At 59.3% G+C, this 24,179-nt stretch carries 28 protein-coding genes; 11 read left to right on the plus strand and 17 right to left on the minus strand.

Going from position 1 to position 24,179, the window contains the following annotated elements; translation table 11 throughout:
* Positions 1 to 2: 2 nt before the first annotated feature.
* Entirely contained in the window at positions 3 to 509 is a 507-nt protein-coding gene (locus ACR0JA_RS19355) for a DUF721 domain-containing protein (RefSeq protein ID WP_480578589.1), read from the minus strand.
* A gap of 81 nt (positions 510 to 590) precedes the next feature.
* On the opposite strand from ACR0JA_RS19355, the gene mutY reads away from it, so the two are divergent.
* Positions 591 to 1,646: an A/G-specific adenine glycosylase gene (gene mutY / locus ACR0JA_RS19360; RefSeq protein ID WP_480578591.1), complete on the plus strand. Its 1,056-nt coding sequence runs from the start codon at positions 591 to 593 to the stop codon at positions 1,644 to 1,646.
* A 55-nt stretch (positions 1,647 to 1,701) separates the two neighbouring features.
* Positions 1,702 to 2,838 carry an alkane 1-monooxygenase gene (locus ACR0JA_RS19365; RefSeq protein WP_480578593.1) on the plus strand — a complete coding sequence of 379 codons (1,137 nt, stop codon included), beginning with the start codon at positions 1,702 to 1,704 and terminating at the stop codon, positions 2,836 to 2,838.
* 82 nt (positions 2,839 to 2,920) lie between these two features.
* On the opposite strand, the gene ACR0JA_RS19370 is transcribed toward ACR0JA_RS19365, so the two are convergent.
* From ACR0JA_RS19370 to ACR0JA_RS19380, 3 genes are all read right to left on the minus strand, one after another.
* Positions 2,921 to 4,303, minus strand: a complete 1,383-nt coding sequence (locus tag ACR0JA_RS19370) for an adenylate/guanylate cyclase domain-containing protein (RefSeq protein WP_480578595.1) — start codon at positions 4,301 to 4,303, stop codon at positions 2,921 to 2,923.
* 132 nt (positions 4,304 to 4,435) lie between these two features.
* Positions 4,436 to 5,539, minus strand: coding sequence for a DNA methyltransferase (locus tag ACR0JA_RS19375; RefSeq protein WP_480578597.1), 1,104 nt, complete (start codon positions 5,537 to 5,539; stop codon positions 4,436 to 4,438).
* A gap of 106 nt (positions 5,540 to 5,645) precedes the next feature.
* Entirely contained in the window at positions 5,646 to 6,263 is a 618-nt protein-coding gene (locus ACR0JA_RS19380) for a ribonuclease HII (protein WP_480578599.1), read from the minus strand.
* Between ACR0JA_RS19380 and ACR0JA_RS19385 the strand changes: the two genes are divergently transcribed.
* Positions 6,262 to 6,384, plus strand: a complete 123-nt coding sequence (locus ACR0JA_RS19385; RefSeq protein ID WP_480578601.1) for a hypothetical protein — start codon at positions 6,262 to 6,264, stop codon at positions 6,382 to 6,384. The genes ACR0JA_RS19380 and ACR0JA_RS19385 overlap by 2 nt on opposite strands.
* Here ACR0JA_RS19385 and ACR0JA_RS19390 read toward each other — a convergent pair.
* The gene (locus tag ACR0JA_RS19390; protein WP_480578603.1) at positions 6,378 to 6,872 is read right to left on the minus strand and encodes a hypothetical protein; all 495 of its coding nucleotides are present in this window, start codon (positions 6,870 to 6,872) and stop codon (positions 6,378 to 6,380) included. The genes ACR0JA_RS19385 and ACR0JA_RS19390 overlap by 7 nt on opposite strands.
* Before the next feature lie 176 nt (positions 6,873 to 7,048).
* Here ACR0JA_RS19390 and ACR0JA_RS19395 point away from each other — a divergent pair, with 176 nt between their 5' ends.
* The 3 genes from ACR0JA_RS19395 to ACR0JA_RS19405 all read left to right on the plus strand — a co-directional run bounded on the left by ACR0JA_RS19395 (position 7,049) and on the right by ACR0JA_RS19405 (position 9,660).
* Positions 7,049 to 7,336, plus strand: coding sequence for a hypothetical protein (locus tag ACR0JA_RS19395; protein WP_480578605.1), 288 nt, complete (start codon positions 7,049 to 7,051; stop codon positions 7,334 to 7,336).
* A complete protein-coding gene (locus ACR0JA_RS19400; RefSeq protein ID WP_480578607.1) occupies positions 7,308 to 8,009 on the plus strand; it encodes a winged helix-turn-helix domain-containing protein in 702 nt (233 codons plus the stop codon). The genes ACR0JA_RS19395 and ACR0JA_RS19400 overlap by 29 nt, the downstream gene beginning before the upstream one ends.
* 82 nt (positions 8,010 to 8,091) lie before the next feature.
* Positions 8,092 to 9,660: a DUF427 domain-containing protein gene (locus ACR0JA_RS19405; protein WP_480578610.1), complete on the plus strand. Its 1,569-nt coding sequence runs from the start codon at positions 8,092 to 8,094 to the stop codon at positions 9,658 to 9,660.
* Between the two features lie 103 nt (positions 9,661 to 9,763).
* Here the strand turns inward: ACR0JA_RS19405 and ACR0JA_RS19410 are convergent, their stop codons facing one another.
* The 6 genes from ACR0JA_RS19410 to ACR0JA_RS19435 all read right to left on the minus strand — a co-directional run bounded on the left by ACR0JA_RS19410 (position 9,764) and on the right by ACR0JA_RS19435 (position 13,475).
* Positions 9,764 to 10,555, minus strand: coding sequence for a DUF1217 domain-containing protein (locus ACR0JA_RS19410; RefSeq protein WP_480578612.1), 792 nt, complete (start codon positions 10,553 to 10,555; stop codon positions 9,764 to 9,766).
* The gene (flbT, locus tag ACR0JA_RS19415; RefSeq protein WP_480578614.1) at positions 10,552 to 10,953 is read right to left on the minus strand and encodes a flagellar biosynthesis repressor FlbT; all 402 of its coding nucleotides are present in this window, start codon (positions 10,951 to 10,953) and stop codon (positions 10,552 to 10,554) included. Before flbT ends, ACR0JA_RS19410 begins: the two co-directional genes overlap by 4 nt.
* Entirely contained in the window at positions 10,953 to 11,327 is a 375-nt protein-coding gene (flaF, locus tag ACR0JA_RS19420) for a flagellar biosynthesis regulator FlaF (RefSeq protein ID WP_480578615.1), read from the minus strand. The genes flbT and flaF overlap by 1 nt, the downstream gene beginning before the upstream one ends.
* 77 nt (positions 11,328 to 11,404) lie before the next feature.
* Entirely contained in the window at positions 11,405 to 12,652 is a 1,248-nt protein-coding gene (locus ACR0JA_RS19425) for a flagellin N-terminal helical domain-containing protein (RefSeq protein ID WP_480578617.1), read from the minus strand.
* A 210-nt stretch (positions 12,653 to 12,862) separates the two neighbouring features.
* Positions 12,863 to 13,210 (minus strand): flagellar biosynthesis protein FlgN, encoded by a 348-nt coding sequence (locus ACR0JA_RS19430; RefSeq protein ID WP_480578619.1) that lies wholly within the window; start codon positions 13,208 to 13,210, stop codon positions 12,863 to 12,865.
* Complete coding sequence (locus ACR0JA_RS19435; protein ID WP_480578621.1) at positions 13,200 to 13,475, minus strand: rod-binding protein; 276 nt, start codon at positions 13,473 to 13,475, stop codon at positions 13,200 to 13,202. Before ACR0JA_RS19435 ends, ACR0JA_RS19430 begins: the two co-directional genes overlap by 11 nt.
* Before the next feature lie 112 nt (positions 13,476 to 13,587).
* Between ACR0JA_RS19435 and ACR0JA_RS19440 the strand changes: the two genes are divergently transcribed.
* The 3 genes from ACR0JA_RS19440 (at position 13,588) to ACR0JA_RS19450 (ending at position 16,372) form a co-directional block, all read left to right on the plus strand.
* On the plus strand, positions 13,588 to 14,781 hold the full coding sequence (locus tag ACR0JA_RS19440; protein WP_480578623.1) for a flagellar hook-length control protein FliK: 1,194 nt from the start codon (positions 13,588 to 13,590) through the stop codon (positions 14,779 to 14,781).
* Between the two features lie 4 nt (positions 14,782 to 14,785).
* The gene (locus tag ACR0JA_RS19445) at positions 14,786 to 15,451 is read left to right on the plus strand and encodes a flagellar hook capping FlgD N-terminal domain-containing protein (RefSeq protein ID WP_480578625.1); all 666 of its coding nucleotides are present in this window, start codon (positions 14,786 to 14,788) and stop codon (positions 15,449 to 15,451) included.
* 75 nt (positions 15,452 to 15,526) lie between these two features.
* The gene (locus tag ACR0JA_RS19450) at positions 15,527 to 16,372 is read left to right on the plus strand and encodes a phosphotransferase (RefSeq protein WP_480578627.1); all 846 of its coding nucleotides are present in this window, start codon (positions 15,527 to 15,529) and stop codon (positions 16,370 to 16,372) included.
* Positions 16,373 to 16,429: 57 nt separating this feature from the next.
* Here the strand turns inward: ACR0JA_RS19450 and ACR0JA_RS19455 are convergent, their stop codons facing one another.
* From ACR0JA_RS19455 to ACR0JA_RS19465, 3 genes are all read right to left on the minus strand, one after another.
* Entirely contained in the window at positions 16,430 to 16,693 is a 264-nt protein-coding gene (locus tag ACR0JA_RS19455; RefSeq protein WP_480578629.1) for a hypothetical protein, read from the minus strand.
* Between the two features lie 152 nt (positions 16,694 to 16,845).
* Complete coding sequence (locus tag ACR0JA_RS19460; RefSeq protein WP_480578631.1) at positions 16,846 to 18,162, minus strand: lytic murein transglycosylase; 1,317 nt, start codon at positions 18,160 to 18,162, stop codon at positions 16,846 to 16,848.
* A gap of 63 nt (positions 18,163 to 18,225) precedes the next feature.
* Positions 18,226 to 18,939, minus strand: coding sequence for a helix-turn-helix transcriptional regulator (locus ACR0JA_RS19465; RefSeq protein WP_480578702.1), 714 nt, complete (start codon positions 18,937 to 18,939; stop codon positions 18,226 to 18,228).
* Between the two features lie 82 nt (positions 18,940 to 19,021).
* Here ACR0JA_RS19465 and ACR0JA_RS19470 point away from each other — a divergent pair, with 82 nt between their 5' ends.
* Positions 19,022 to 19,720 carry a glutathione S-transferase family protein gene (locus ACR0JA_RS19470; protein WP_480578633.1) on the plus strand — a complete coding sequence of 233 codons (699 nt, stop codon included), beginning with the start codon at positions 19,022 to 19,024 and terminating at the stop codon, positions 19,718 to 19,720.
* Entirely contained in the window at positions 19,717 to 20,103 is a 387-nt protein-coding gene (locus tag ACR0JA_RS19475; RefSeq protein ID WP_480578635.1) for a DUF1801 domain-containing protein, read from the plus strand. Before ACR0JA_RS19470 ends, ACR0JA_RS19475 begins: the two co-directional genes overlap by 4 nt.
* Here ACR0JA_RS19475 and rnr read toward each other — a convergent pair.
* The 3 genes from rnr to dapE are packed head-to-tail and all read right to left on the minus strand — an operon-like array spanning position 20,094 to position 24,118.
* Positions 20,094 to 22,352, minus strand: a complete 2,259-nt coding sequence (gene rnr / locus ACR0JA_RS19480; protein WP_480578637.1) for a ribonuclease R — start codon at positions 22,350 to 22,352, stop codon at positions 20,094 to 20,096. The two genes, ACR0JA_RS19475 and rnr, sit on opposite strands and share 10 nt — an antisense overlap.
* A 47-nt stretch (positions 22,353 to 22,399) precedes the next feature.
* A complete protein-coding gene (locus ACR0JA_RS19485) occupies positions 22,400 to 22,975 on the minus strand; it encodes a TIGR04282 family arsenosugar biosynthesis glycosyltransferase (RefSeq protein ID WP_480578639.1) in 576 nt (191 codons plus the stop codon).
* Positions 22,976 to 22,978: 3 nt separating this feature from the next.
* The gene (gene dapE, locus ACR0JA_RS19490; RefSeq protein ID WP_480578641.1) at positions 22,979 to 24,118 is read right to left on the minus strand and encodes a succinyl-diaminopimelate desuccinylase; all 1,140 of its coding nucleotides are present in this window, start codon (positions 24,116 to 24,118) and stop codon (positions 22,979 to 22,981) included.
* Positions 24,119 to 24,179: the final 61 nt, after the last annotated feature.

Consider the following 24,179-nt stretch of genomic DNA (forward strand, 5'->3'; position numbering starts at 1 on the left):
TCTTAGTGTTTCTGTCTGGATAAAACGTTGCGGCCAAGACGTTCAAGGGCCGCGCGCAAATCTTCATCATTCACATCGCGCGACACTTTGTCTGCTTCGGCGACAATTTCGGGTGATGGTTCGGGTTTGGCCGGTTTTGGTTTGTGGTCGAAACTGGCCTGCCCCTCGGCAAATCCGGTGGGTGCAGTCTGGGTGATGCGAATGCGACTGATGGCGTTGAAGCCATAAGTTGCATTGACCCGCTGCTTCAGTTGTTCTTTCTGCATCTCCAGCATCGGAGCCTGCGGCCCCGTCGTCAGCACGGTCAGCGTGGCCCCAAACCCGCCCTTCGCGTATCCAACTTTCACCGGACGGGCAATCGCGGCGATGTCCTGCCCCACGATCTCGGCCCAATGGGTCAGCAGGCGCGAAACAGCAAAGCCCCGGCTTTCACCCGCGCGTCTGATCTGGTCATTCAGCAAGGTCGCGGTGCGTTTGAACCCGCGGGTCGAAGAACGTCTGCGTTGCATCTGGTTTCCAACTCCTGCGCCGCTATTGTAATAGGCGTGCGCCCGGGCGCCAGCGAAACCCGACAGGAAGATAGATAAAACTTGCGTGACACAGCAGAATTTGACCTGAGCGCCGCGTTGCTGGACTGGTACGACAGCCACGCGCGTGAAATGCCATGGCGCATCGGCCCGGCCGAGCGGGCGGCAGGTGTCATCCCCGACCCCTATCGCGTGTGGCTGTCCGAGGTCATGTTGCAGCAAACAACCGTTGCGGCGGTGCGCGATTATTTCCAGCGCTTCACGGCACGCTGGCCGGATGTGATCGCACTCGCCAACGCACCTGACGATCAGGTCATGGGGGAATGGGCCGGGTTGGGCTACTATGCCCGTGCTCGCAACCTGCTGAAATGCGCGCGGGTTGTGGCCACGGAACACGGTGGAAAATTCCCCGATACATACGATGCCCTGCTGAAACTGCCGGGGATCGGTCCCTATACCGCCGCTGCCATTGCCGCCATCGCCTTTGATCGCCCCGAAACCGTGTTGGATGGGAATGTCGAACGGGTCATGGCCCGGCTATATGACATTCACGACCCTTTGCCGGGCTCCAAGCCGATCCTCAAAGTTAAAGCCGCGGCTTTGACCCCAACCACCCGGCCCGGAGATTACGCGCAGGCGGTGATGGACCTGGGCGCCACGATCTGTTCGCCGAAATCGCCCGCCTGCGGTATCTGCCCGGTGCGCACGCCCTGCCAAGCCCGGACACGGGGCACGCAGGCGGATCTGCCAAAGAAAACACCCAAAAAGCCGAAACCCACCCGCTATGGCCACATCTACATTGCCCGCCGCGACGACGGGGCGATGCTGCTGGAGCGCAGACCAGACAAAGGCCTGCTGGGGGGCATGCTGGGCTGGCCCGGTTCGGACTGGTCCGACGCGCCCGAGACAGCGGCCCCGTTTGCAGCGGACTGGACCGCGCTGAGCGGTGAGGTGCGCCATACCTTCACCCATTTCCACCTGGTTCTGCGTGTCTGGACCGCCTCTTTACCTCGCGGAACAACTCCGTCGGGACTGATCGTTCTGGACAAACACGACTTTCGGCCAAATGATTTGCCCACGGTGATGCGCAAGGCCCATGACCTGTGGCGCGGGCAATAGCGCATCGTCCTATCCAACAGGACGAAATATGTCCCCAAAGGACCGGAGCATCAGGATGATCACGTCAGAGACACTGGCCCGCTGGCAAACCGCCTTGCCGTTCTGGGCATCGGTGCTTTTGATCCCACTGATCTGGGTATCTGCAACCCATGGTGGTTGGTGGATCCTTCTGGTGCCCCTCTCCACCTGGTGGGCCTATGCGGTGCTCGATCACTTTGTCGGGTTGGACCTTGAAAACGCCGATCCCGAGACTCCTGACACAATGCTGCGTTGGCACATCTTGCTGACCAACGTCTGGGCGCCGCTTCAGTTCGCCACGCTTTATGGCCTGATCTGGTATGTGACACGTTCGGATGCTCTGTCTTCGCTGGAAAAGATCGGGATTTTCTTCGGAATGGGGGTCATCTCGGGCACGATCGGGATCAACTACAGCCACGAGCTCATGCACCAGAAAGGCCGGGGTGAGCGATGGCTGGCCGATATCCTGCTGGCGATGGTGCTGTATTCGCATTTCCGCTCGGAACATCTTCTGGTCCACCATCGCCATGTCGGCACGCCGCGTGACCCTGTAACAGCGCGCTATAACGAGGGATTCCATCAGTTCTACCCGCGTGTCCTGCGCCAAAGCTTGCTATCGGCCTTCCGCGCCGAGCGTGACAAGCTGGCCCGCAAGGGTTTGCCGTGGACAGACCCCTCAAACCCGTTCTGGCGCTATTGGGCATTGCAAGCGGCGATGCTGCTGCTGGCGCTTCTGGTCGGAGGCTGGGCCGGGCTGGCCCTGTTTCTGGTACAGGCCGGAACCGCGATCTGGCAGCTGGAGCTGGTCAACTATGTCGAACATTACGGCCTGACGCGCAAATACCTGGGGGACGGCAAATACGAACATGTCCGCCCACGCCATTCATGGAACGCGTCGCAGAAAGCCTCGAACTGGTTGCTGATCAACCTGCAACGCCATTCGGATCACCACTACAAGCCGAACCGCCGCTTTCCGCTGCTGCAACACCATAGCGAAGACGCCGCGCCGCAACTGCCCTATGGCTATCCGGTCATGACGGTCGCCGCCATGATCCCGCCGCTCTGGCGTCGCGTGATGAACCCGAGGGTGCGCGCATGGCGTCGCCGGTATTACCCCGAGGTCACAAACTGGCAACCCTATAACAAAGCCCAAAACCCTTTGCCGCGGGCGTAACCGCAGCGCACACCAGCGCGCTGCTCGGCCCAACTGGCGGCGTGCATCTTTGATGCACAATCGCCAGGCGGGAGTGCCTCGCCTACAGCACCCAGATGTCCATCGGGGTCTCGACGCCACGAACGGTTTGACCCGCGCGCTGCTCAAAGCCCGACAATTCTTGTTTTAAGGGCAAGGCTTCTTTCCGGGCCTGTTCCCGTACCGCATCGCTGATGACAATTCGGGCGCCCAGATCACGCGTCGTCGCCTCCAGCTTGGCGGCCACGTTCACGGCATCGCCAATAACCGCGAATTCCAACCGGTTTGCGCCGATATCCCCCAGAACAACCGGGCCGTAATGTACGCCGATACCCACCTGTATCTCGGGGTCTCCGGCCCGGCGTCGGTCCAGATTCCAGCGATCGATCACCTCCACCATCGCCCTTGCGCAAGCCAATGCGTTGCTTGCATCAAGCTCCGTTGGAACCGGCGTTCCGAATGTGGCCATCAGCCCGTCGCCCAGATACTTGTCCAATGTGCCGTTGTGGCGGAACACCTCGGTTTCCATACGGGCATGAAACCCGCGCAATGCCTCGATGACCTCATAGGGGTCGCGTCCGGCCGCAAACCGGGTAAACCCGACAATGTCGATGAAAAGAACTGCGATGTTCTCTTTGCGCACCTGCTTGAGCGGCTCGTCATTCTGGCTTAGCTCTTCGACCACATTGGGCGAAAAGTAGCGCGACAGATTTGCCCGCTCGCGTTCAAGACCGGCATTGCTCATCAACAGACGGTTCAACCGCTGCATGGACACGCCCAAGGTCACGGCGACCATAATAAAAACAATTACCTGCTGTACGCGCTCTGGCACCATAAAGCTGTTGGGATCCAGCATTTCAGCCACATCCGGGTAGCCCTGAAGCGCCTCGGCCACACGCTCGCTGAGGCCCGGTATCGGTGTTGATATCCACCATGCCACGACCCAACCGATGGTCCACATTCCGGCGGTCCATGTTCCCAGCGCAATAACGGTACGCCAGGAATAAGCCAAGGTACCGGCGGCCAGAATGATGAAGAAATACTGAAAGTTATCAAAGCGGTACTGCATCGCCAAAGGTCGCACATCGTCGCTGAACGGGTTGGGAACAATCATGCCCAGCGTCATGATCAGCAGATCGACAAAGATCAAAAGCAATTCGAGCCGCGATTGCCCGACGCGGCCGGCGCGGCGGATCAACCAGCCGTTTGCGCAAATCAGCAACAGGATGAAATGATACCAAAGGACTTCCCAATGGGGGTTTAGATAGATCAGCAAGATAGCCGTCAGCGCCATCGCAATCCAACGGGCGCGCACGGCAAGTTCCAGCCCTTCGCGCTTGTGTTTCTCTAACGCGGCCTCGGTGTATTTGTTGTCCAGATCAAAATTATCCGGCTGTGTCAGGAACATTCTGTCGATACGGGACGGGCTGGCGCTGGCGTCGGTCATTGCCTTGGTCTCCAACAAGGGTTGTCAGGGGCTGCCCCATGCAACCACCTCTGACACAAAAACAAAAGGCCCCGCCGAACACGGCGGGGCAAGGCTTAGTGCCTTGTGTCAGGCCACAGGCACCGGCGGTATTCAGTTATGCATTTCAGCCCTGATCTGCTGACGCAGCACATCAATCGGCACGGTTTTGCCGTCACGCTTGAAACACCAGTAGGTCCAGCCGTTACAGGACGGCGCGTTTTCAAGATGCGCGCCCACCTGATGGATCGAGCCTTTGACGTTGTCACCCACCAGCGTACCGTCGGCACGCACTTTGGCCTTGTGGCGCTGGTTCATGGAATACAGCTCTTCGCCCGGTCGCAGCATGCCGCGTTCGACCAGTTGGCCAAATGGCACGCGCGGCTCGGCGCGCTTGCTGGCGCTGACCTCCAGCGCCTCGCGGTCGAACTTGCGGACCTTGGCGATGCGTTTCTCGGCCACCTTGCGGTAACTTTCCTCGCGTTCGATGCCGATGAATTCGCGGCCCAGCATCTTGGCAACCGCGCCCGTCGTGCCTGTGCCAAAGAACGGGTCCAACACCACATCGCCGGGATTGGTCGAGCCGATCAGAACCCGATGCAACAGCGATTCCGGTTTTTGCGTCGGATGCGCCTTATCACCGTTTTCATCCTTTAGGCGCTCATGCCCGGTACAGATCGGCAGCACCCAGTCGCTGCGCATCTGCACACCTTCGTTCAACGCTTTGAGCGCTTCGTAGTTGAACGTGTATTTCGCGCCCTCACGCTTGGAGGCCCAGATCATCGTCTCATGCGCATTGGTAAACCGCTTGCCCCGGAAATTCGGCATCGGATTCGACTTGCGCCAGACAACGTCGTTCAGAATCCAGTATCCCGCGTCCTGCAAGGCCGACCCCACACGGAAAATGTTATGATAAGACCCGATCACCCAAATCGCACCGTTGGGTTTCAGCAGACGATGGGCCGCCTTCAGCCATTCGCGCGTGAACTGATCGTAAGCGCTAAAACTGGAGAACTGGTCCCAGTGATCATCGACCGCATCCACCTGAGAATTGTCGGGCCGGTGCAACTGACCTTTCAGTTGCAGATTGTAAGGGGGGTCCGCAAAAATCAGATCAACCGACGCCTCGGGCAGACTGTTCATCGCCTCGATACAGTCCCCGGATAGAATCGTGTTTAAAGGGAGCGCGACTGCGCCCTTTGTCTTGATTGTGGTCATATCACTGCCTCAGTTCCACGGCGCTTTTGCGCTCATTTGGTTGAGACTAGGATGAGTCAAAGACGAATCGCCGTCAAATTCTTTTTTTGAATCAGTGACTTACGATTTACTCTTGATACAAGATATTGTGGACCGGTTTAAAGGAACGTCTATGGTGTGGGGTCACACCGAGATTTCGCAGCGCCTCGCGATGCATTTTTGTCGGATAGCCTGCATTCGACTCCCATCCGTAGCCCGGATGCTGTTGCGCCAAATCCACCATCATCTGATCGCGCCAGTTTTTTGCGATGATCGATGCCGCCGCGATCGACACGGAACGCCCATCCCCCTTCACAATTGCCTGTGACGGGATCGTCAGGCCCTTCGGAATCAGGTTGCCATCGATCAGCAGAAAGTCAGGTGCCGGGTTCAACGCGGCCACTGCGCGTTCCATCGCCAGATGCGAGGCCCGCAGGATGTTCAACTTATCAATCTCTGCCACTGATGCCTCGGCCAGGGCGACTTCTGCCCGGTCCCGCAGTGCCGTATCCAGCGCAGTTCGACGCTTGGCCGTCAATTTCTTGGAATCATTCAGCCCATCGGGAATGTCGTCGGGGTTCAGGATCACGGCCGCTGCAACGACAGGTCCGGCCAACGGACCGCGTCCGACCTCATCCACTCCGGCAATGCGAACATGTCCGCGCGCAAGCAGCGCTTGCTCCAATTCAAAGCTCGGTTTTGTCATGACATTCGGCAAAGCGCGTTTCGCCCAAAACCGCAAGAGCAAAGAGGGGGTGGCCCTCGCCACCCCCTCCGGCGCGACGCTTCTGATGGCGCCGCTCCTGCTCGATATTCGCAATCAGTAGACGACGCGATAACCGTGTTGGCGCAGGCAGGCGGGTTCGTAGGCGCGTTTTACCTTTTTCCCGTTCCAGAATCCAACCTTGCACTGGTTCGGCAACCTGTAGGCATGCTTATAGTGCTTGTTCAGGCAGTTTGGTCCAAGCAAAGGACGCGATTTGGAATAGGACTTGAACGTGCGCAGGCAACGTTGCGGCAGGTCGTAACGCGCGACCCTGTCCGGTAACGGACGTGGCTTATAGTGTTTCTTCTTCGCCTTCTTGTGCTTGTGCGTTTTGGGCTTTTCATATTCGTAGCGCGGCGCACGGGTCACCGTTTGGGTGCGCTCCTTACGTTCTTGCTTGGAATAGTGGTGAATCGCGGCCCCGACGATGGCGATGGCGGCCAGACCGCCTAGTATGTCGCCCGCATCCGCCGCCCGCGCTTTCGAGGCTGAAATCCCGGTGATGGCCACAGCCGTGGCAACGATCAGAGCAATGAATTTCCGATGCATGATGCATGTCCTTTCAGGTGTTCTGGCGACCAGAGACGGGCCGCGTGTTTTCATGCACCAACCCTGCGACCGAGGCTTGCAGACAAGCAATAACGGCTGGCTGTTATCGGATAACGCGCGTTAAAACCCCTTGTGGTTATTGAATATCGGTCTGACCCGTGCGCAGGATGCAGCTTATGAAACCGATCCTCTCTTCTCTGGCCGTTGCGGCCCTGATATCGCTTGGGTCTGCGGCTGCGGCGGCAGATTGCTACGCGGATTACAAAGCCAAGCAGGACAATCCGCTGCGCCTGCACTATGGCATCATGGAAGTGTCTGCGTGCGACAAAGGGAAGGCCAAGAAAGAAGTTGCCAAACGTTTGAAATCGTCCGGTTGGACATTGTTGAACGTTATGTCCGTTTTCGGGCCGGAAGGGTTGGATCAGAGGAAGGCCAATGCCGGAAAATTCTATCTCCGTTTCTGAGGCGCGCCGATCGGGCGTCCGGCTGGTAGGCGCAGGTATCGCAGCGATCGTTATGATTCTGATCACTGCCGCCATCTTTCTGTTCTGGACGCTGCCGGATGCCAATGCGTTCAATGCGCGGGTCGAACGTTTGTTCGTCGAAAGCGACCTGACCTCGCAGGCTGAAATCCGCCTGTTGGAGATCCTGGCCCAGTCCGGAACCGCCTTTGCCGACACGTTGTCCAGCTATCGAATGGTGATTTTCGTGCTGCTGGTCTTTGCCAGCGCCATGCTGGTCACCGCTCTGGTGTTTCTGGTGATGCTGGTTCTGCTGAACCGGCGCATGGCGCAGATCGAGCGTACCGGGATACAGGTGACCTCGCTGTTGATCAGCCGCGAAGAAAACACCGTCTATCTGAACAATATGGATTTCCGCCTGACCCCCGCTGCGATGGAGACCCTGTCGGTGCTGGCCGAATCCCGGCTGGATGACGAGGTTCTCTCGGGTGCCCAGATCGAGGCGATGATCTCGGGGCGCGATGCCGCCGATTGCGACGAAGCCGCAGGCGCCACACGCATCAAACGCCTGCGCGATGCTTTGGGCAATCAGATGGTCAGCGAATTGCTGGTCAAGAATATCGCCAAGCGCGGCTATATGCTTTCGATTGAAAAAGACGTAATTCAGATGGTCTAGCCCGTTAAATTCTGCGTGCCGCCCCTTGGAATAATCATCAAAAGCACCCATCCTATTAAGGCCCGAGCAAGGGAGGCTGATGATGAACGTCCACGCCACGCCAACACTCAATGGCTACGGGATTTCTGTCGAACAGCTGCAAGGTCGCGTTGCGATCTATCGCGGCGATATTCTGCTGGCGGAAAGCCACAATGCCAAAGTGATGTATGAAACACGCTTGCCGCCCGCGATCTATATCCCGCGCGCCGATCTTTGCGTTGAACTCAGCCCCGAGACCGAGTTGCAGACGTTTTGCCCTTTCAAAGGCACGGCCACCTATCACGACATAAGCCTGCCGGGTGAGCGGTTGGAAAACTCGATCTGGGCTTACGAAGACGCACTGCCGGAAAGCTCTGCGATTCAGGGGCATATCGGCTTCATGCCGAATGCGGTCACCCATATCGATCTGGGTGACAACAAACTGCGCGATCCCGAGAATGGCAATATCAGCGGGCCGCTGATCGACTGGCTGATGCGTGGCGCGTCCGAAGCAAAAACAGCCGAAGCGTTTACCAAGGCGCTAGCTGAAAAGATGCTAGAGCATGGCATTGCGATTCAGCGCCTCAGCGTTCTGGTCTGGTCGCTGCACCCGTTGATCGCGGGCAAGCACCATATCTGGGAAAAAGACGTGGCCGAGATATCGACCAACATCCCGACCTATGAAATCCACGACCACCCTGCCTTTATCAACAGCCCGCTGCGGCATGTTTCGAACGGGTTGGGTGGGGTCCGTCAACGGCTTGACGACGACCATCCCCACAACAGCTTTCCCATCATGGAAGATCTGCGTGCGCAGGGCGGCACCGACTATGTCGCCATGCCCCTGCCTTTTTCGGACGGGCGTATCAATGTCCTGACTCTGACCTGCGATCACCCCAATGGGTTCACCACCGAAAACCTCGGACTGGTGTTCGAATGCTCGACCGTCATCGCGCGGTTTTATGAAGTGTTCATGCAACGGGAAAATGCGCAGGTCTTGCTGGAAACCTACGTCGGAAAACGCACCGGTGCACGGGTTCTGGGCGGCGAAATCCGCCGCGGCGATGGCGATGACATCGATGCCGCGATCATGTTCTGCGATCTGCGCAACTCGACCAGCCTGGAAGAGACGATGGGGCGAAGCGCCTATATCAATCTGCTGAACAGCTTTTTTGAAACCGTATCCGGCATCGTGCATCAAAACGATGGTGAGGTGCTGAAATTCATCGGCGACGCTGTGCTGGCCGTGTTTCCCGCCGAAGAGGATCCGGCCGCAGCCCGCCACAATGCCCAGCGCAGTGCCATCGAAATCGTCAACCGACTTGCCGAGGCGCGGCTGGAGGATCAAACGGATCAGTGCGACTGTTCCATCGGCCTCGCCTATGGACGCGTGACCTATGGCAATGTCGGTTCGCAAGAACGCCTGGATTTTACGGTTATCGGTCAGGCTGCCAATGTCGCAGCAAGGCTGGGGGAGTACAGCAAGACCACAGACCATAGCATTGTTGTCTCACAGGATATCCAACCGGCCTGCGTTCACGCCATTCCGTTGGGAGAGGTTGAATTGCACAACGTGTCGCAGCCGATCGCGGCCTATGCATTGCAAACCACGATGGACGACGCAGCCGCATGACCCGGCGGCGACGCTGAGTCGACGCGAGGCCCTACGAGTTTGCGCATCAGAAAACATTCATCGTTGATACGGCACTCGAACAGCGTCGACCATTTCCAGCGCGTTAGCCGCCCAATAAGATCAACGCGGTTTGGGCGGGCGAGAATGTCGCTTGGAACTGCGCGATCTGATTGCGGGCCAAATAGGTGTCGGTCAGCTTGCTGACCGCCTCGGGTTCGGTGAATTGGGCCAGATCGTCTGAACCGGTAAGCCGGGCCAGACGTTCTTTGAACTGACCCAGCTGCCGATCAAGATCGAGCTGCGCAAAGGACGAAGGCAACCCAAGCGCTGTTTCCATCATCTTGCGCAGGGGAGGTTTCCCCATCAGGTCAAACCATTTTCGATCCGAGGTACCGTCAAGCGACGCCAGATCAGACAGGGCATGTTGTGAATAAAGCGCGAGGCGCATCGCCTCGTCCGACTGGCCGACCGCCACTTCGAACCGGGCAACCAAACTGTCATCGGCAATTTTTTCCATATTGGTGATCAGGCCGGTCTTGCGGACCGCGCCGGGCCCCAGTCCGAAAGCGTCCGAGAACTCGCGATATCGGCTGTCGGCTAGGCGGTTGGCCAACGCATCCTCGGCGCTGGTTCCGTCAGACAGGATTTTCTGAATGAAGTACCTATTGTTCAGGTCATCCTGAAGACCAAACGCGCCCAGTGCCACCTGCAACAACCGCCGGTCAGACACCAGATCTTCGGCGGTCTGCACATTGCCGATATTATCAAGAAAATAGGTCCTGTCCCGCGCGTTGACACCAGTGTCTGAGTAGCTTTGAAGTTGCGCGTCATAGGTTCGTTGCAGAAAACGCCAACCAACCAGACCACCAGCGGGGACGACCGGCTGAAAGGTCATTGGTGATATGCCATAAGCCGTTCTTCGCGCGGCAGAAGCGAGCGCAATGACTTGAGGCACTTATAGTACTGCTCGGACACCAATGCCTCGGTCGCTTCGGTCAAGACACGTCGGCTGTCTGAGTCGGTGAAAACCTGACTCAACTCCTCGACCCGGCGCAACAATTGCTGGCGCGCCTGATCGGGTTCAGTGTCCCCGGACAACACAAGCTGAGCGGCATAGCAGACCCGGCGCACTGGCGTGTTGACCTCATCGGGGTGGATCGCATCGCGCAACCGAAGCACGTTGGCTTGCGGCGTCATGATGGAAAAGCGGCTGCGGCGATCGCCGTTTTCGATGACAACGCCGTTGATCAGCACCCGCTCTCTTGGTGCAAGTTTCAGAACCAGCCCGCTCATCACGCACCTCGCATCTGCCGCAGGCCCCGGAGCACCGCCATGTTGATTTCCAGTAGCGGTTCGACAACGGCATTGTTGCTCAGAACCTGACTGCTGTGTTGCTCGGTGAACTCGGCAAGATAGAAAATTCGGGCGCGCAGATCGTTCGGCAGCGCATTGTCGGCATCCGAAACCCCGCTGGCCAACACGTTCCACAAACGCCGGTTTTCATGCAACGCATGCACAAATCCGCCAAAATCAGTTGCTTTGCGGGCCGCGGCGGCCTTGAGTTTATGTGTGATTTTCGAGATCGCTTCGTACTCGGTGTCGCGCGGCGTTCGCGTTGGAGCTGCGGTCTGGGCGTAAGCGCGTTGAGCATAGATTTGAGGTGTCACAAAAAGTCCTTCCAAGCGTCCATCAGTTGTCTGTCAAGATCGGGGCGCGAAAGCCGCGCCTCGATTTGGTGCCGAGATTACCGGAACAGTGACAGGATGGATTGCGGCGCCTGGTTCGCAATCGACAGCGACTGGGTGGCCAGCTGTTGCTGGACCTGTAGCGCCTGCAACCGCGCCGAGGTCTCTTCCATGTCGGCGTCGACCAGCGAACCGATCCCGGATTTGAACGAGTCGGTGAGATTCGAGATGAACTCTTTCTGCGTCTCGATCCGACCCTGCGCCGAACCGAACGCAGCCGCGGCGTCGATCGAGGTGTCGATCAGTGTTTCGATGGTTCCCAGCGCGGCGGCCGCACCGGCATCCGTTGAAACATCAATTGAACTGAGCGCCCCCAGACCGCCCGAACCGGCATTTGTGAACTGGGCGGAGACAGAGATATCCTGATCCGCATCAGCGCCGGCTGCCGCTGCACCAGTTGCAAAAGACAGGGTGTTGGGAGCGCTTGACGAGTCATAGTCAACAGCCAGGCCGGTGATGCCAAGCGCATCGATCTGGTTCTTCAGGCCAACAGCGACCAGCGCGTCCGTGTAGTTCTCGTCATAGGTCCCCGACGGATCGAGATCACTGTCTTGGATCGTATAAGACACTTCCTGATCGCCAACTCTGATCGAAACCCGGTCACCAACCTCAAAGTTGTCGGTCGAGCTGTCGATGAGAATGTCCCCGGTGCCAGCTGTCCGGTCCATGGTGAAGCCCGCAACATCGTTGTCAGTTGTCGCGCCATCGGAACCGGCAAGAACACCTTTTGCCGTGTAACCACCGATCGACAAATCCTGGCTGGAAACCGAAATGGAAGAAGCGGTAACCGCGCCGGTATTGTCACGGTCCAACGAGGACAGAATGCTTGCGCCGGCGCCCCCGCTTACCAGATTGAGGCCGTTGAACTGCGCAGCACCAACAACCGATTCGATCTGATCGCGCAACGCGGTGACATCGTCATTGATCTTTGCCCGATCAACGTTGTCTTCCTGCGCCGCGACGATCTTTTCCTTCATCTGGTTCAGCAAGTCGGTCACTGTTTCCGAAGCGTTCCGGGCCACGGCAACCGTCGATTCACCCAAGGCCAGGCTGTCCTTGATCGCGTTGAAGCCTTTGACGTCCGATTCCATGACCTTCGAGATCGCCCAGACGGCGGAATTGTCCTTGGCGGTGGCAACGTCCTTACCGGTCGAAATCGCGTTCTGGGTCTGCGCAAGGTTCTTGTTGACCGATTTGAGCGTCTGCAATGCAACCATTGCACCGTTATTCGTCAGAATGCTGGACATGTTTGTCATCCTTCTTTCATGCGGACGCGTTTGGCGCCCATGTTCACCCCACCGAATTGGCAGGCATTCTGTCGTTCTGACCTGTGCGCCTTACCCTTCGGGTTGCGCGCCACCTGCTTGATCAGGTGCAGGGCCACCTTTGCCCTTCATCCCCTAACGGAGTGCTAAGATGCGAAGCCCTAAAACCTTGGATTTGAATCAAACCGGACCTCAGGCGCGCCGTTCCAACTTGGCCGCGCCGCGCATCGGGTATCCGCTGCGTTGGCCGGCGGCATCATAGGTGCTGAATTCCTGCCTGACCCGTCGCAGCTCGGACATGCGGTTGGCGACTGCGCGAATCCCTTCGGCGGCGCTGTTCAGAAGTTCCTGGTTCCGCGTCAGTTTCTTTTGCAAAGCGACCAGCTGCGCGCTGTCGATGACCTGCAATTCATTAAGTGCCCCGATCAGCTTTTCCTTTTCGGGCAGCATGGTGTCCAGTTGATCTAGATTGCCCTCGACAAGCGCGGACCGCTCAAGATCCAGCACCTCTTCCAGCGCCTTGATAAGATCATTCGGCATCCGTTTTCTCCATCATTGCTGTTATCAGGATCTCAGACAGCCCGACGCCGCCGGATAGCGCCAGTTGCCGCGCCTGTTGCTGAACCAGGAATGAACCGAACTGGTCCTCGCCCGCGCCGCCACCAAACGACTGGCTGGTCTTTCCAAGCCCAGCGGACTTGAGCATCTGAGCCAGAAAAGTTGCCTCCAACTCGATCGCAGCCGATTGCAACGCGGGCGGAACGTCTGGTTTCTGCGCCAAAGGCGCGCCGGGTAGAATCTTCATCGGGTTCTCTGAAATTTGCTTCGAACTTTCTCGATCAAACCGGAAAGCAGTTAAAAAAAACGTAACTTCCTCAGGGCAGGTTTCAGGGGAACAAACGGAGTCGGAGTAAGAAATGCCCAACCCGCTGACTGGCGCACTTATGGTATCGCAGACCGGCGCTGCGCCCGGATCTGCACGCGCGGATACAAATGGCGAAAGCAGCGAAACCGGATTTCTGGATATCCTGAACATGATCGCAGCGGGGCCTGAGGCAGATCACCAAACGCCAAGTGAGGAGCCTTTGGAAACGGCTGTGGACGTGCCCGACGAAACGGTCGAAATCGAAACCGCGGCGTCTGAGACGAAAGAGAGCCAGGACATCCCGATTGCGCCATTCACCGCGCCGCCAATCCCGGCGGAGTCTGTAGGAACTGAGAATGAGCCGCCTTCTGCCAATCCTACTGTGCAAATGGTGGGTCCTGTTGAGGCCGAAGAACGGTCTGCGCCATCGACCCGGCAAGACTTCGTCCCCGATCGGCGCGCGACCGTCCGCCAGCCGCGCGCTGATCTGCAACAAAGTCCAAAGGCGCACGCAGCTGATACCGTTCAACACGCCGTCGTCTTGCGCACGGCTGAGCGCGGTTTGCAAGAAAAGGCCCCGGCCGATCAGGTCGCCGACATACGCAGCGCGGCTTCTGAGTCCGGATCAGTGTCACGTGAACGGACAGGTGCGCCAAAAACGCGGCAGCAATCAGTGCTCGCAAACGCGGTTGCATCCCAGTTGAACATGGCCGTTGCAAAACCCGCAGCTGACCAAACGGACCCACCGCCCGAAGCACCGTTCGAATTGATGGGTGAAGCCAGAGAGGGTGGTCTGCCTTCGACCGGGCGTGACATTCCGCAAACGTCAGGTGCTATCGCACCGCGAGCTGAAATCGCGCGATCTATTGCCGGGCAGCTGGCGGCAACCATTACCGCAAAGCCCGGCGCAGGCGACTATGAAATCGCCCTGAACCCCGAAGAACTTGGGCGCGTGTCGATCTCGTTGGGCGGGCGAGAGGATGGTCTCCACCTGATGATAACCGCCGAACGCCCCGAGACCCTTGAACTGATGCGGCGGCACATCTCGGTTTTGGCGGCCGAGTTTCAAAAGCTCGGCTACGGCGATCTGTCCTTTGACCTCGGCATGAGCGGAGAGAACCCGCGCGATTTTGATAAGTCGCATGCGAGCGAATCCGTTGCGGCGGATTCGCCTGAAAACCCCGAGGAAACCGCTCCGCCCGCTTATCAGACCGGCCATGATGGCGGTCTAGACCTGAGGCTTTGATCAAATGATTACCAATGTTAACTCTGCCGCTGCCTCGACAGGTTCGACTGCCAATAACCCCAATGCAAAGACGTCTGCCCTGACATCGGACTTTGAGACGTTCTTGCGTATGCTGACCGCTCAGGCCCGCAATCAGGACCCGCTGGAACCCCTGGATTCGTCGGAATACGCATCTCAGTTGGCGCAGTTTTCGATGGTCGAACAGCAGGTTCAGACCAATGGTCTGCTGGCGGATCTGGCGAGGGCCATTGGTGTCAACGATCTGGACCAGCTGTCCAGCTGGATCGGCGCAGACGTACAGGCCCCGGCGGATTTTCTGTTCGGCGGCACTCCGGTCGAGGTGGAAACCCGCGCCGCTGCCAACGCCGACCGTGCGGAGCTGGTCATCCGCAACTCAAACGATACCGAGGTTGCCCGGATACCGGTGCCGATCGACAGCACCGAGTTTACCTGGGACGGCACCGGCAGCACAGGCGCTGCCCTGCCCCATGGCGTCTATTCCGCAACTCTTGAAAGCCACAAGGGGCGGCAATTGCTGACAAGCACACCCGCCGCAGTTTTCAGCCGTGTGATTGAGGCACAGATTAGCGACGATGGGGTCACGCTGAAACTGGACAGCGGCGCGACGGTACCGGTTGATTCTGTACGGCAGATTCGCAAGGGCGCTTGATCTGACGGTCAGGCCGGTCCAATCCTTGGCTACCTTCGATTCGCCCAACAATCTGGTGCCGCCCTGACCGACCTGTTGCAACCTCCACCTGAACTTGTCAAACGGCTGAGCGATCAGGGCCTTATCGAACCGCCTGCCCGTTTCGAAACCTTGTATGGCGGACGCAGCAATCAGGTCTGGAAAGTGCTTGGCGGCGCCAGCGACACCGTATTGAAGCTGTACAACACCACGCTCGAAAACCCTTTGTTCCGAAACGATCCCACGCTCGAAGCTGCCTGCCTACGCGCGCTGAAAGACACAGGCTTTGTTCCCAATCTGCGGGCCACCGGATCGGATGCGCGAACCCATTGGGTGCTTTACGATCACGCGCCGGGTACACCCTGGCAGACGGCGGTGGAACCGGTCGCGCATCTGTTGCGCAGCCTGCACGAGATGACCGTTCAGATTGACGCCCCCGATGGTTGCAACGGCAGCGACGCTCTTGCGGCGCATGGGGCAAGCATCCTTGGGAATTGCCAACCGGCAGGCAGGCAGGCGCTTGAACAGCGCATGCCGACATCGCAGATCGCACCCAACCATGACCTCTGTTTGATCCACGGCGATCCGGTCGCTGGCAACATTCTGGCAGATCGCTCTGGTTTGACACTGATCGACTGGCAATGTCCCGCCCTTGGCGACCCCTGCGAAGATCTCGCCCTGTTCCTTTCGCCCGCCATGCAACATATCTATCGCGGAGCACCCCTGACCCAAGCCGAGATCAGGCAATTTCTGGTCGCCTATGGCAAGCCGGAAATCACCGAACGCTACCTTGCATTGCGCCCGTGGTACGCGTGGCGGATGGCTGCCTATTGTCTGTGGCGGACCGAAAACGGAGCGCCGGATTATGCCGCAGGTCTGGACCTGGAACTGGCAGCGCTTTAGCGCGTCATTGTCCCTTTGCGCCGCGACCGACGCGTCCCAAGCTTTGCAGATCTGGACCTAAGTTTCGTCCGGGGAATGATAACCCTGGCTCCAACTGCTTTCGTATTCTCCCAGCACGCGCGACAAATCCAGCAGGGACGCAAACAGACGGGCGTAGACATCCCGCGACATCAACGGCTGATTCTCGTCCAGCACCTGCACAAGCTGGACCACATCCGAGGCAAACGCATCGTAAACCTGCTTGTCCGCAGGCGTCGGGTCCAACGTCCAGATGTTGCGCTTGTCGTAGTATTGCGCTGGCCGGGGTTCGTCATCAATCATGGGGTGACCTCATTGCTTTGAGGCTCATTTGGGACGGATCAAACCGCGCGCAATAGCATTGGCAACTCGTCACAAGAATCTGGCAAGCAAGACCAAACGATTCCCTCTATGGCTCCGAAACAAAGCCAATCGTTCGGCCTACCCGCAAGGTTTCAGCGCAACTGTTCCAGAAGCCTCAGACTGGCATACCCATCGGGCAAAAGCCCCTGCGCCAGTTGGTAATCGCGCACGGCGTCGACCGTGTTCGGACCGGTGCGCCCGTCGATGCCCTGCGTGTCAAACCCTGCCTCGGTCAGGCGTGTCTGCAATTCCTTTTTTTCGGAAAAGCTCAACACCCGATCGCCACGCGGCCAGTCAGCCTGAAACGGAACGCCTCCGGACAGCCGGTCAGAAAGATGGCCGATGCCAATCACATAGGCATCGGCACCATTATAGGCCTCAATCACTTTGAAATTGTCAAAGATCATCAGCGCGACGCCCTGTCCGCCAGCGGGCAGCAGAATGGCGGCGCGCCCGTGATCTGGCACGGGTCGACCGTGCAGATCAAATACCCCAAGCGCGGCCCAATCCGAGGGCATCAGCGTGTGGTCCCGTCTGGCGGTCGCATAGTCGAACCCGTCCGGCAGCCGAACCTCGACACCCCAGGGTTGGCCTTTGACCCAACCGTGCCGCGCCAGGTAGGACGCAGCCGAGGCCAACGCGTCGGTCGGGTCGTCCGACCAGATATCACGCCGCCCGTCACCGTCGAAATCAACCGCGTGACCCAGGTACGAAGTCGGCATGAACTGCGTATGCCCCATCGCGCCCGCCCAACTGCCGATCATGTCGGGCGCGCTGACATCTCCGGCCTGAACGATTTTCAGCGCCGCGATCAACTGTGTCTCAAAAAACTGCGCCCGTCGCGCATCAAAGGCCAGCGTTGCCAGTGACCGGATCGTCCGGTTGCTCCCCCGAAACCCACCGAACGAGGTTTCCAGTCCCCAGATTGCGGTCACAACCTCTTTCTCGACGCCATACTGTGCCTCGATCCGGTCCAGAACCTGCCGGTGCTGTTCCAGAGCGGCGCGCCCGTCAGAAAGCCGCCGGTCCGAGACTGCGGAATCCAGATATTCCCAAATCGGTTTCGAAAACTCGGCCTGATTTCTGTCCCGCTTGATTACGTCCCAATCATAGGTCAGGCCCGCCAAGGCGTGATCCAATGTATGTTCGGATATCCCTTGCGCCTGCGCGCGGGCTCGGAAAGCCCCAAGCCACGCCTGAAATCTTGCGTTCCCTTCAGCCGACACGCGCCGCACCTCGTCCGCAGGCCGTGACACCGGCCGGATGGAAACCACCACAGCGGCCGAAGCCAATTGGACCTGAGCGCCTATCTGTTTGGGAACTGGCCATATTTTCGATTCTGATACGTCCGCCTGCACGATGGATGCCCATAATGCAGCGGTCATAACGCCGCCTTTGCATAGTCGCATTCCGATTTTTCCTGAGTACTGCTCAACCTCAGGATAGCGCAAAACCGTGTTTTCTCAAAACACTCAGGCCGGGTTTTCCTGCTCTCTTGCTTCGCGGTCCGCGCGAATGCGTTCCAGCGCCGCGCGCAGCAATGAAACACGATTTGGTCTGAAGCTTTCATCCGTGACGGACATGTCGCGCATTCGGTCCAGACGAAACACGCGAAAGTCCTGACGCAGATGACACCAGCTGAGCAACACGCTGGCCCGGTCCATGTAGACGATACTCAACGGGTTCACCCGGCGTTGCGTGTCATCCCCCTTGGCGTCGGTATAGGCAAACTCGACCGCACGCTCGTCCCATGTGGCCTGACGCAGATCGGCAACCTCGATCCCCGGCAACGCGGGCCGGTCGAACCGAGTGGCCGTCAGGACCGCATGGCTCAACCGGTGGGATTGGCGCTGCGGCAGGCGCCCCTGCAATTTGCGCAAAGCGGTACCGGCGGCCTCGGACAGGGCCGGATCACCGATCAGTTGCGCCTCGCGCAGGCCCAGAACCAGCGCTTCCAGCTCGTCATCCGTGAACCCGAGCGGCGGCAGAGTCGCGTCTTCGATCAGCGTGAACCCGAACCCGGCCTCACCATCGATGACCGCACCAAGCCCGCGCAATGTGTCGATATCGCGATGTACCGTCCGGGCGGATACGCCCAGATCCTGCGCCAACAGCGCCGATGTTTTCGGCGAAGGGCCGGAACGCAGGGCCTGCATAAGTTGGAACAATCGGGCGGTTCGGGACATAACGCAGACTAGACTAACCCTAATGACAATTTCTGTCATCAGGCCGAGATACTCAGAGCGCATCCCGTTCATGGAGTTTCCAATGCTGACCTTATTGACCTTCCCCGCCGCCTTTGGCCTGTTCAGCGCCAGCCCGTTTTGCGTAAAGACCGCCCTCATGTTGCAGAAATCCGGGCAACGGTGGCAGAGATCCGACATGCTGGATCCGCGCAAGATGCCGCATCAAAAGCTGCCGGTGCTGCGTACCCCTGAACGCCTCTTGCCCGATAGCGACCTGATCCGCGATTGGCTTGAAGCCCAAGGCGTGAGTTTTGACGCGGGCCTGACCGACATTCAAAAGGCCCACGCACGCGCACTGATACGAATGGCCGAGGAACATTTGTACTTTCACATCGTTCAGGACCGCTGGGCGAATGATGAGGTTTGGCCTGTTTTGCGCGATACGTTCTTTACGTCGATCCCGACGCTGATCCGCAAGCCCGTTTCAAATTCGATCCGCAAGGCGGTTGTCAAAGGGCTATCGTTCCAAGGCGTCGCGCGGTTTTCCCCGGCAGAACGCGCGGATCGGCTGGAACGTGATCTGGAGGCGATTTCGGCCTATTTGTGGCAATCGCCATTTCTGATGGGTGAACAGCCGACCTCGGCCGATATGAGCCTTGGTCCGATGCTGGCCGCGATGCGCGCCACGCCAGCAGATACCCCCCTGACCCGAAGGATCAAACAGGATACCTTGTTGAACAGCTATGTGGACCGGATGGAAAAGGCGATCCCGCTGTCATGACCCCGTTTGATGACCCCAAAGTTGCTGCGGCCTTTGACGCGTTGCCAGACATGGCCCGCCCCGGTGCATTGCGCCTGCGCGCGCTGATACTCGACACTGCCGGATCATTGCCAAAGGCACAGCCCCTCAGGGAAGAGCTACGATGGGGTCAGCCAGCCTATCTGGCCCCCAAAGGGTCGACGATCCGGCTGGGCGGGCACAAATCTGCGGCGTTTGCCCTGTTCGTGCATTGCCAAAGCCGCTTGATGGGTGATTTCACCACCGCTTTTCCGGGCGAGGATCGGATTGATGGCAACCGGGCCGTTCTGTTCGACGACCCGGACCAGATCGACGCATCCCGTCACGGATGGCTGGTTGCCCGAGCGTTAACCTATCACCTCTGACGGCGCTTGCGTTCAACCTTGCGCTTGAGCTTTTCTTTCTTGCGCTTGGTGCTGACCGCCTTGCGCCGTGCACCGCGCTTGGCCGGACCACGCCCACGTGGCAGGGCCTGATCGTCGATGGATAGCAGCTCCAGCTCCAATCCGCCGGTGACCGGTGTTGCCTCGGTCAGTCGTACGGTTACGCGCTGACCAATGGCGATGATCAAGCCGGTATCTGATCCCATCAAGGTTCCCGCTTCGCGGTCAAAGTGAAAGAACTCCCGTCCCAGGGATCGCACGGGCACCAGCCCGTCCGCACCGGTTTCGTCCATCTTCACGAAAGCGCCGAACCGCGCGATACCGCTGACGCGGCCAGTGAATTCGTTGCCCACCCGCTCGCTCAGATAGGCCGCAAGATACCGGTCAGTGGTATCGCGCTCGGCCATCATGGACCGTCGCTCGGTATCTGAGATATGGGTCGCGGTCTCTTCCAGGCGCGCAATCTCATCCTCGGTCAGCCCGTCCTTGCCCCAGCCATGGGCGCTGATCAGCGCGCGGTGCACGATCAGATCCGCATAGCGCCGAATGGGTGAGGTGAAATGTGCATAGTTGCGCAATGCCAGCCCGAAATGGCCGAAATTTTCGGGGTTGTAATAGGCCTGCGCCATCGATCGCAGGGTCGTCAGGTTGATCAGTTCCGCATCCTCGGTCCCGGCGGCGGCATTCAGCAGCGCATTCAAATGCCGGGTTTGCAGCACTTGCCCCTTGGCAAGATTGAGACCGGCCGCCTGCGCCGTTTCCCGCAGGCTTTCCAGTTTCTCGGGCGCGGGCTCTTCGTGAACGCGGAACAGCAGTGGCCGTCGCTTGGCAATCAGGGTTTCGGCGGCGGCGACATTGGCAAGGATCATGAATTCTTCAATCAGCTTGTGCGCGTCCAACCGATCGCGGAACGCCACGCTGGTGACCTCGCCCGCATCGCTGAGAACGATTTTGCGTTCGGGCAGGTCCAGTTCCAGCGGCTGCCGCGCGGCGCGGGCCTTTTTCAACGCTGCATAAGCCGCGTAGAGCGGTTTCAGCACCGTCTCTAACAACGGCCCGGTGCGGTCGTTTTGGGTGCCGTCTATGGCCTCCTGCACCTCGGTATAATGGAGCGAGGCAGCAGAGCGCATCAAGCCGCGTACAAACCGGTGACCGATCTTGTTGCCATCGGCGTCGATCTGCATCCGCACAGCGATACAGGCGCGCGGCACGCCCTCGTGCAGCGAGCACAGATCGCCCGACAGGCGATCCGGCAGCATCGGCACAACCCGGTCCGGGAAATAGCTAGAGTTGCCCCGTTTGCGCGCCTCACGATCCAGGGCAGAGCCCGGTTGCACATAGGCGGCGACATCGGCGATTGCGACCCAAATGACATGCCCGCCGGGGTTTTTCGGATCGTCATCGGCATGGGCGTAACAGGCATCATCATGATCGCGCGCATCAGCAGGGTCGATGGTCAGCAGCGGCATGTCGCGCAGATCCTCGCGCCCTTTCAGACCAACGGGTTTGGCCTTGTCGGCCTCATCAATCACTTTGTCGGGAAAGTCGTCGGGAATGCCGTGCTGATGGATCGCAATCAGCGAGACCGCCTTGGGCGCGGTTGGGTCGCCCAACCGTTCGACAATACGCGCTCGGGGCAGGCCCATGCGATTCTTCGGCCCGGCCTGTTCGGCTTCGACAAGTTCCCCGTCTCTGGCGCCGTGCACAGCGCCCTCGGGCACCAGCCACTCGGTTGAACTGGCCTTGTCAATCGGCACGATCCGCCCACCCTCGGCCCCTTTGCGGAAAATACCCACAAGCTTGCGCGGGTTGGTTCCGATCCGACGGATCAGGCGGGCCTCATAGTTGTGGTCTTCTTCCTGCACCACGGTCAGGCGGGCCAGAATGCGGTCACCCTCGCCCAACGCCGGATCGCTGGCACGGGTGATGAGCAGCACAATGGGCTCGACCCCCTCGCCATGCCACTCCAGCGGGCGGGCAAACAGGTCGCCATCAGCGTTCGGGGCCTTGACCTGCAACACGCTGACGGGCGGCAGGCGGTCCGGATCACGATAGCTGCGCTTGCGCTTTTCCAGATGCCCTTCTGCCTCAAGCTCTTTGAGGATGCGCTTCAGGTCGATGCGATCTGCGCCCTTGATGCCAAAGGCCTTGGCGATATCGCGTTTCGAAGTCAAGGTGGGGTTCGCCGAGATCCAGTCCAGGACCTCCTGCTTGGTGGGGATGCGAGTCATATCTTCGGCGTATCACGGGTCTACGACCGCGTCATGACCAAAATGCCTCAGGGATTCAGATCGGCCGCCGTGTCCACGTCGCGCAGGTGATCCAGCAATGTCACCCGGATGCCGGAGATCGAGGACAGCGTGTCCGCCAGCGCATGTTCGGTGGACCAGCGGACATCGCGAAACAACCCGCGCGGCAGTGCTCCTATACGCTGTGCACCTACCAGCCAATAGCCCCCATCCGGCGCAGGACCGAACACCATCTGTGCCCGCCCGAGCGCAGCAAAGGCACGCGCGATATGAGGGCGTGATATGCCGGGAATATCGGACCCAATCAGGCAGACCGGACCTTTGGGCATGCCCCGCAGCATACGGCCCATGCGATCGCCCAGATCGCCCCGACCCTGCGCGGCGCGCGGCAGGTCGGCTGGCCAGATGCGGCTGGTCAGACCTTCCCGATCCGGGGAAACCGCCAGCACGATTTGCCAGCGCGGGTCCCGCAGACGCCGGATCAGGGCGCGGGTCTGGTGGCGAAACCACCACGCCGCCCCTACCATGCCGATGTCGCGACCCAGCCGGGTTTTTACCCGTCCCGGGCGCGGCTCTTTCACCATGATGACAAGCGTGCGCTGCATGGATCAGGCGAAATAGTCCTGCAGGATGCGCGTGTAAATCGACTTGAGTTGCGTTATCTGCGCCACCGGAACGCATTCATCGACCTGGTGCATGGTCCGACCGACCAGACCAAATTCCACCACCGGGCAGTGGTTCTTGACGAACCGGGCATCCGAGGTGCCACCGGTCGTAGACATCTCGGGTCGGACACCCGTTTCCGCCTCGACCGCCTGCGCCACCAGATCGGACAGGGGCCCGGGTGGGGTCAGAAAACTCTCGCCCGAGATCTTGATCCTGACATCAATCTCTACGCCGTAGGCATCGGCCACAGTCTTGGCCTCGTCGCGCAACCAGCTGCTCAGGCTGTCGCCCGAATGCAGATCGTTAAAACGGATGTTCACCGCCCCGCTGCACTGCGCCGGGATCACATTGGTTGCGGCGTTTCCGGTGTCGATTGTCACAACCGCCAGCGTCGAGGCATCAAAATGGTCGGTCCCGGCATCCAATTCGTGACTGGCCAGACGATCCATCAGCCGCGCCATGGCAGGCAGCGGGTTTTTGGCCCGGTGCGGATAGGCCGAATGTCCCTGTACCCCGGTCACGGTGAACCAGGCGGTCATCGACCCGCGACGGCCGATTTTCATCATCTCGCCCATCGTGTTGGGGCAAGTCGGCTCGCCCACAAGACACACAGACATCTGCTCGGAGGCGCTGGCCATATAGTCCAGCAATGCCGTCGTGCCATGCTCGGCATCCGCCTCTTCATCACCGGTGATTGCCAGGATCACGGCCCCATCGGGCGGCGTATCCCGCACGAAATCCACTGCCGCCGCCGCAAAGGCCGCGACACCGGATTTCATATCCGTCGCCCCGCGTCCATACATCACACCGTCGCGGAGTTCGGCCCCGAAGGGCGCCGCGGTCCAGGCGGCCTCGTCACCAACGGGAACAACATCTGTGTGACCGTTGAAGCCAAAGCTGCGTGCGTGGCCCTTTTCGCCCCAACGCGCGAACAGATTGCTGATGCCACCACGATCGACGCGGGTGCAAACAAACCCTGCACCGGACAGAAGTTCCTCGAGCAGAACCAGCGCACCACCTTCCTCGGGTGTGACCGATGGGCAACGGATCAGATCGGCCGTCAATTGGATAGGGTCAGTCATAATGCGCCTCGTTTTCGGATCAGGACCGTTGTTCGCGCACAGATTCAATGAATTGACCCGA

The organism is Ruegeria sp. AM4 (assembly GCF_056540665.1).

Coding starts and splice junctions, on each gene's coding strand:
- ACR0JA_RS19355 (WP_480578589.1), bottom strand. CDS start 509: ATGCAACGCAGACGTTCTTCGACCCGCGGGTTCAAACGCACCGCGACC.
- ACR0JA_RS19365 (WP_480578593.1), top strand. CDS start 1,702: ATGATCACGTCAGAGACACTGGCCCGCTGGCAAACCGCCTTGCCGTTC.
- ACR0JA_RS19370 (WP_480578595.1), bottom strand. CDS start 4,303: ATGACCGACGCCAGCGCCAGCCCGTCCCGTATCGACAGAATGTTCCTG.
- ACR0JA_RS19375 (WP_480578597.1), bottom strand. CDS start 5,539: ATGACCACAATCAAGACAAAGGGCGCAGTCGCGCTCCCTTTAAACACG.
- ACR0JA_RS19385 (WP_480578601.1), top strand. CDS start 6,262: ATGACATTCGGCAAAGCGCGTTTCGCCCAAAACCGCAAGAGCAAAGAG.
- ACR0JA_RS19380 (WP_480578599.1), bottom strand. CDS start 6,263: ATGACAAAACCGAGCTTTGAATTGGAGCAAGCGCTGCTTGCGCGCGGA.
- ACR0JA_RS19390 (WP_480578603.1), bottom strand. CDS start 6,872: ATGCATCGGAAATTCATTGCTCTGATCGTTGCCACGGCTGTGGCCATC.
- ACR0JA_RS19395 (WP_480578605.1), top strand. CDS start 7,049: ATGAAACCGATCCTCTCTTCTCTGGCCGTTGCGGCCCTGATATCGCTT.
- ACR0JA_RS19400 (WP_480578607.1), top strand. CDS start 7,308: ATGCCGGAAAATTCTATCTCCGTTTCTGAGGCGCGCCGATCGGGCGTC.
- ACR0JA_RS19405 (WP_480578610.1), top strand. CDS start 8,092: ATGAACGTCCACGCCACGCCAACACTCAATGGCTACGGGATTTCTGTC.
- ACR0JA_RS19410 (WP_480578612.1), bottom strand. CDS start 10,555: ATGACCTTTCAGCCGGTCGTCCCCGCTGGTGGTCTGGTTGGTTGGCGT.
- flbT (WP_480578614.1), bottom strand. CDS start 10,953: ATGAGCGGGCTGGTTCTGAAACTTGCACCAAGAGAGCGGGTGCTGATC.
- ACR0JA_RS19425 (WP_480578617.1), bottom strand. CDS start 12,652: ATGTCCAGCATTCTGACGAATAACGGTGCAATGGTTGCATTGCAGACG.
- ACR0JA_RS19430 (WP_480578619.1), bottom strand. CDS start 13,210: ATGCCGAATGATCTTATCAAGGCGCTGGAAGAGGTGCTGGATCTTGAG.
- ACR0JA_RS19435 (WP_480578621.1), bottom strand. CDS start 13,475: ATGAAGATTCTACCCGGCGCGCCTTTGGCGCAGAAACCAGACGTTCCG.
- ACR0JA_RS19440 (WP_480578623.1), top strand. CDS start 13,588: ATGCCCAACCCGCTGACTGGCGCACTTATGGTATCGCAGACCGGCGCT.
- ACR0JA_RS19445 (WP_480578625.1), top strand. CDS start 14,786: ATGATTACCAATGTTAACTCTGCCGCTGCCTCGACAGGTTCGACTGCC.
- ACR0JA_RS19455 (WP_480578629.1), bottom strand. CDS start 16,693: ATGATTGATGACGAACCCCGGCCAGCGCAATACTACGACAAGCGCAAC.
- ACR0JA_RS19460 (WP_480578631.1), bottom strand. CDS start 18,162: ATGCGACTATGCAAAGGCGGCGTTATGACCGCTGCATTATGGGCATCC.
- ACR0JA_RS19465 (WP_480578702.1), bottom strand. CDS start 18,939: ATGTCCCGAACCGCCCGATTGTTCCAACTTATGCAGGCCCTGCGTTCC.
- ACR0JA_RS19470 (WP_480578633.1), top strand. CDS start 19,022: ATGCTGACCTTATTGACCTTCCCCGCCGCCTTTGGCCTGTTCAGCGCC.
- ACR0JA_RS19475 (WP_480578635.1), top strand. CDS start 19,717: ATGACCCCGTTTGATGACCCCAAAGTTGCTGCGGCCTTTGACGCGTTG.
- rnr (WP_480578637.1), bottom strand. CDS start 22,352: ATGACTCGCATCCCCACCAAGCAGGAGGTCCTGGACTGGATCTCGGCG.
- ACR0JA_RS19485 (WP_480578639.1), bottom strand. CDS start 22,975: ATGCAGCGCACGCTTGTCATCATGGTGAAAGAGCCGCGCCCGGGACGG.
- dapE (WP_480578641.1), bottom strand. CDS start 24,118: ATGACTGACCCTATCCAATTGACGGCCGATCTGATCCGTTGCCCATCG.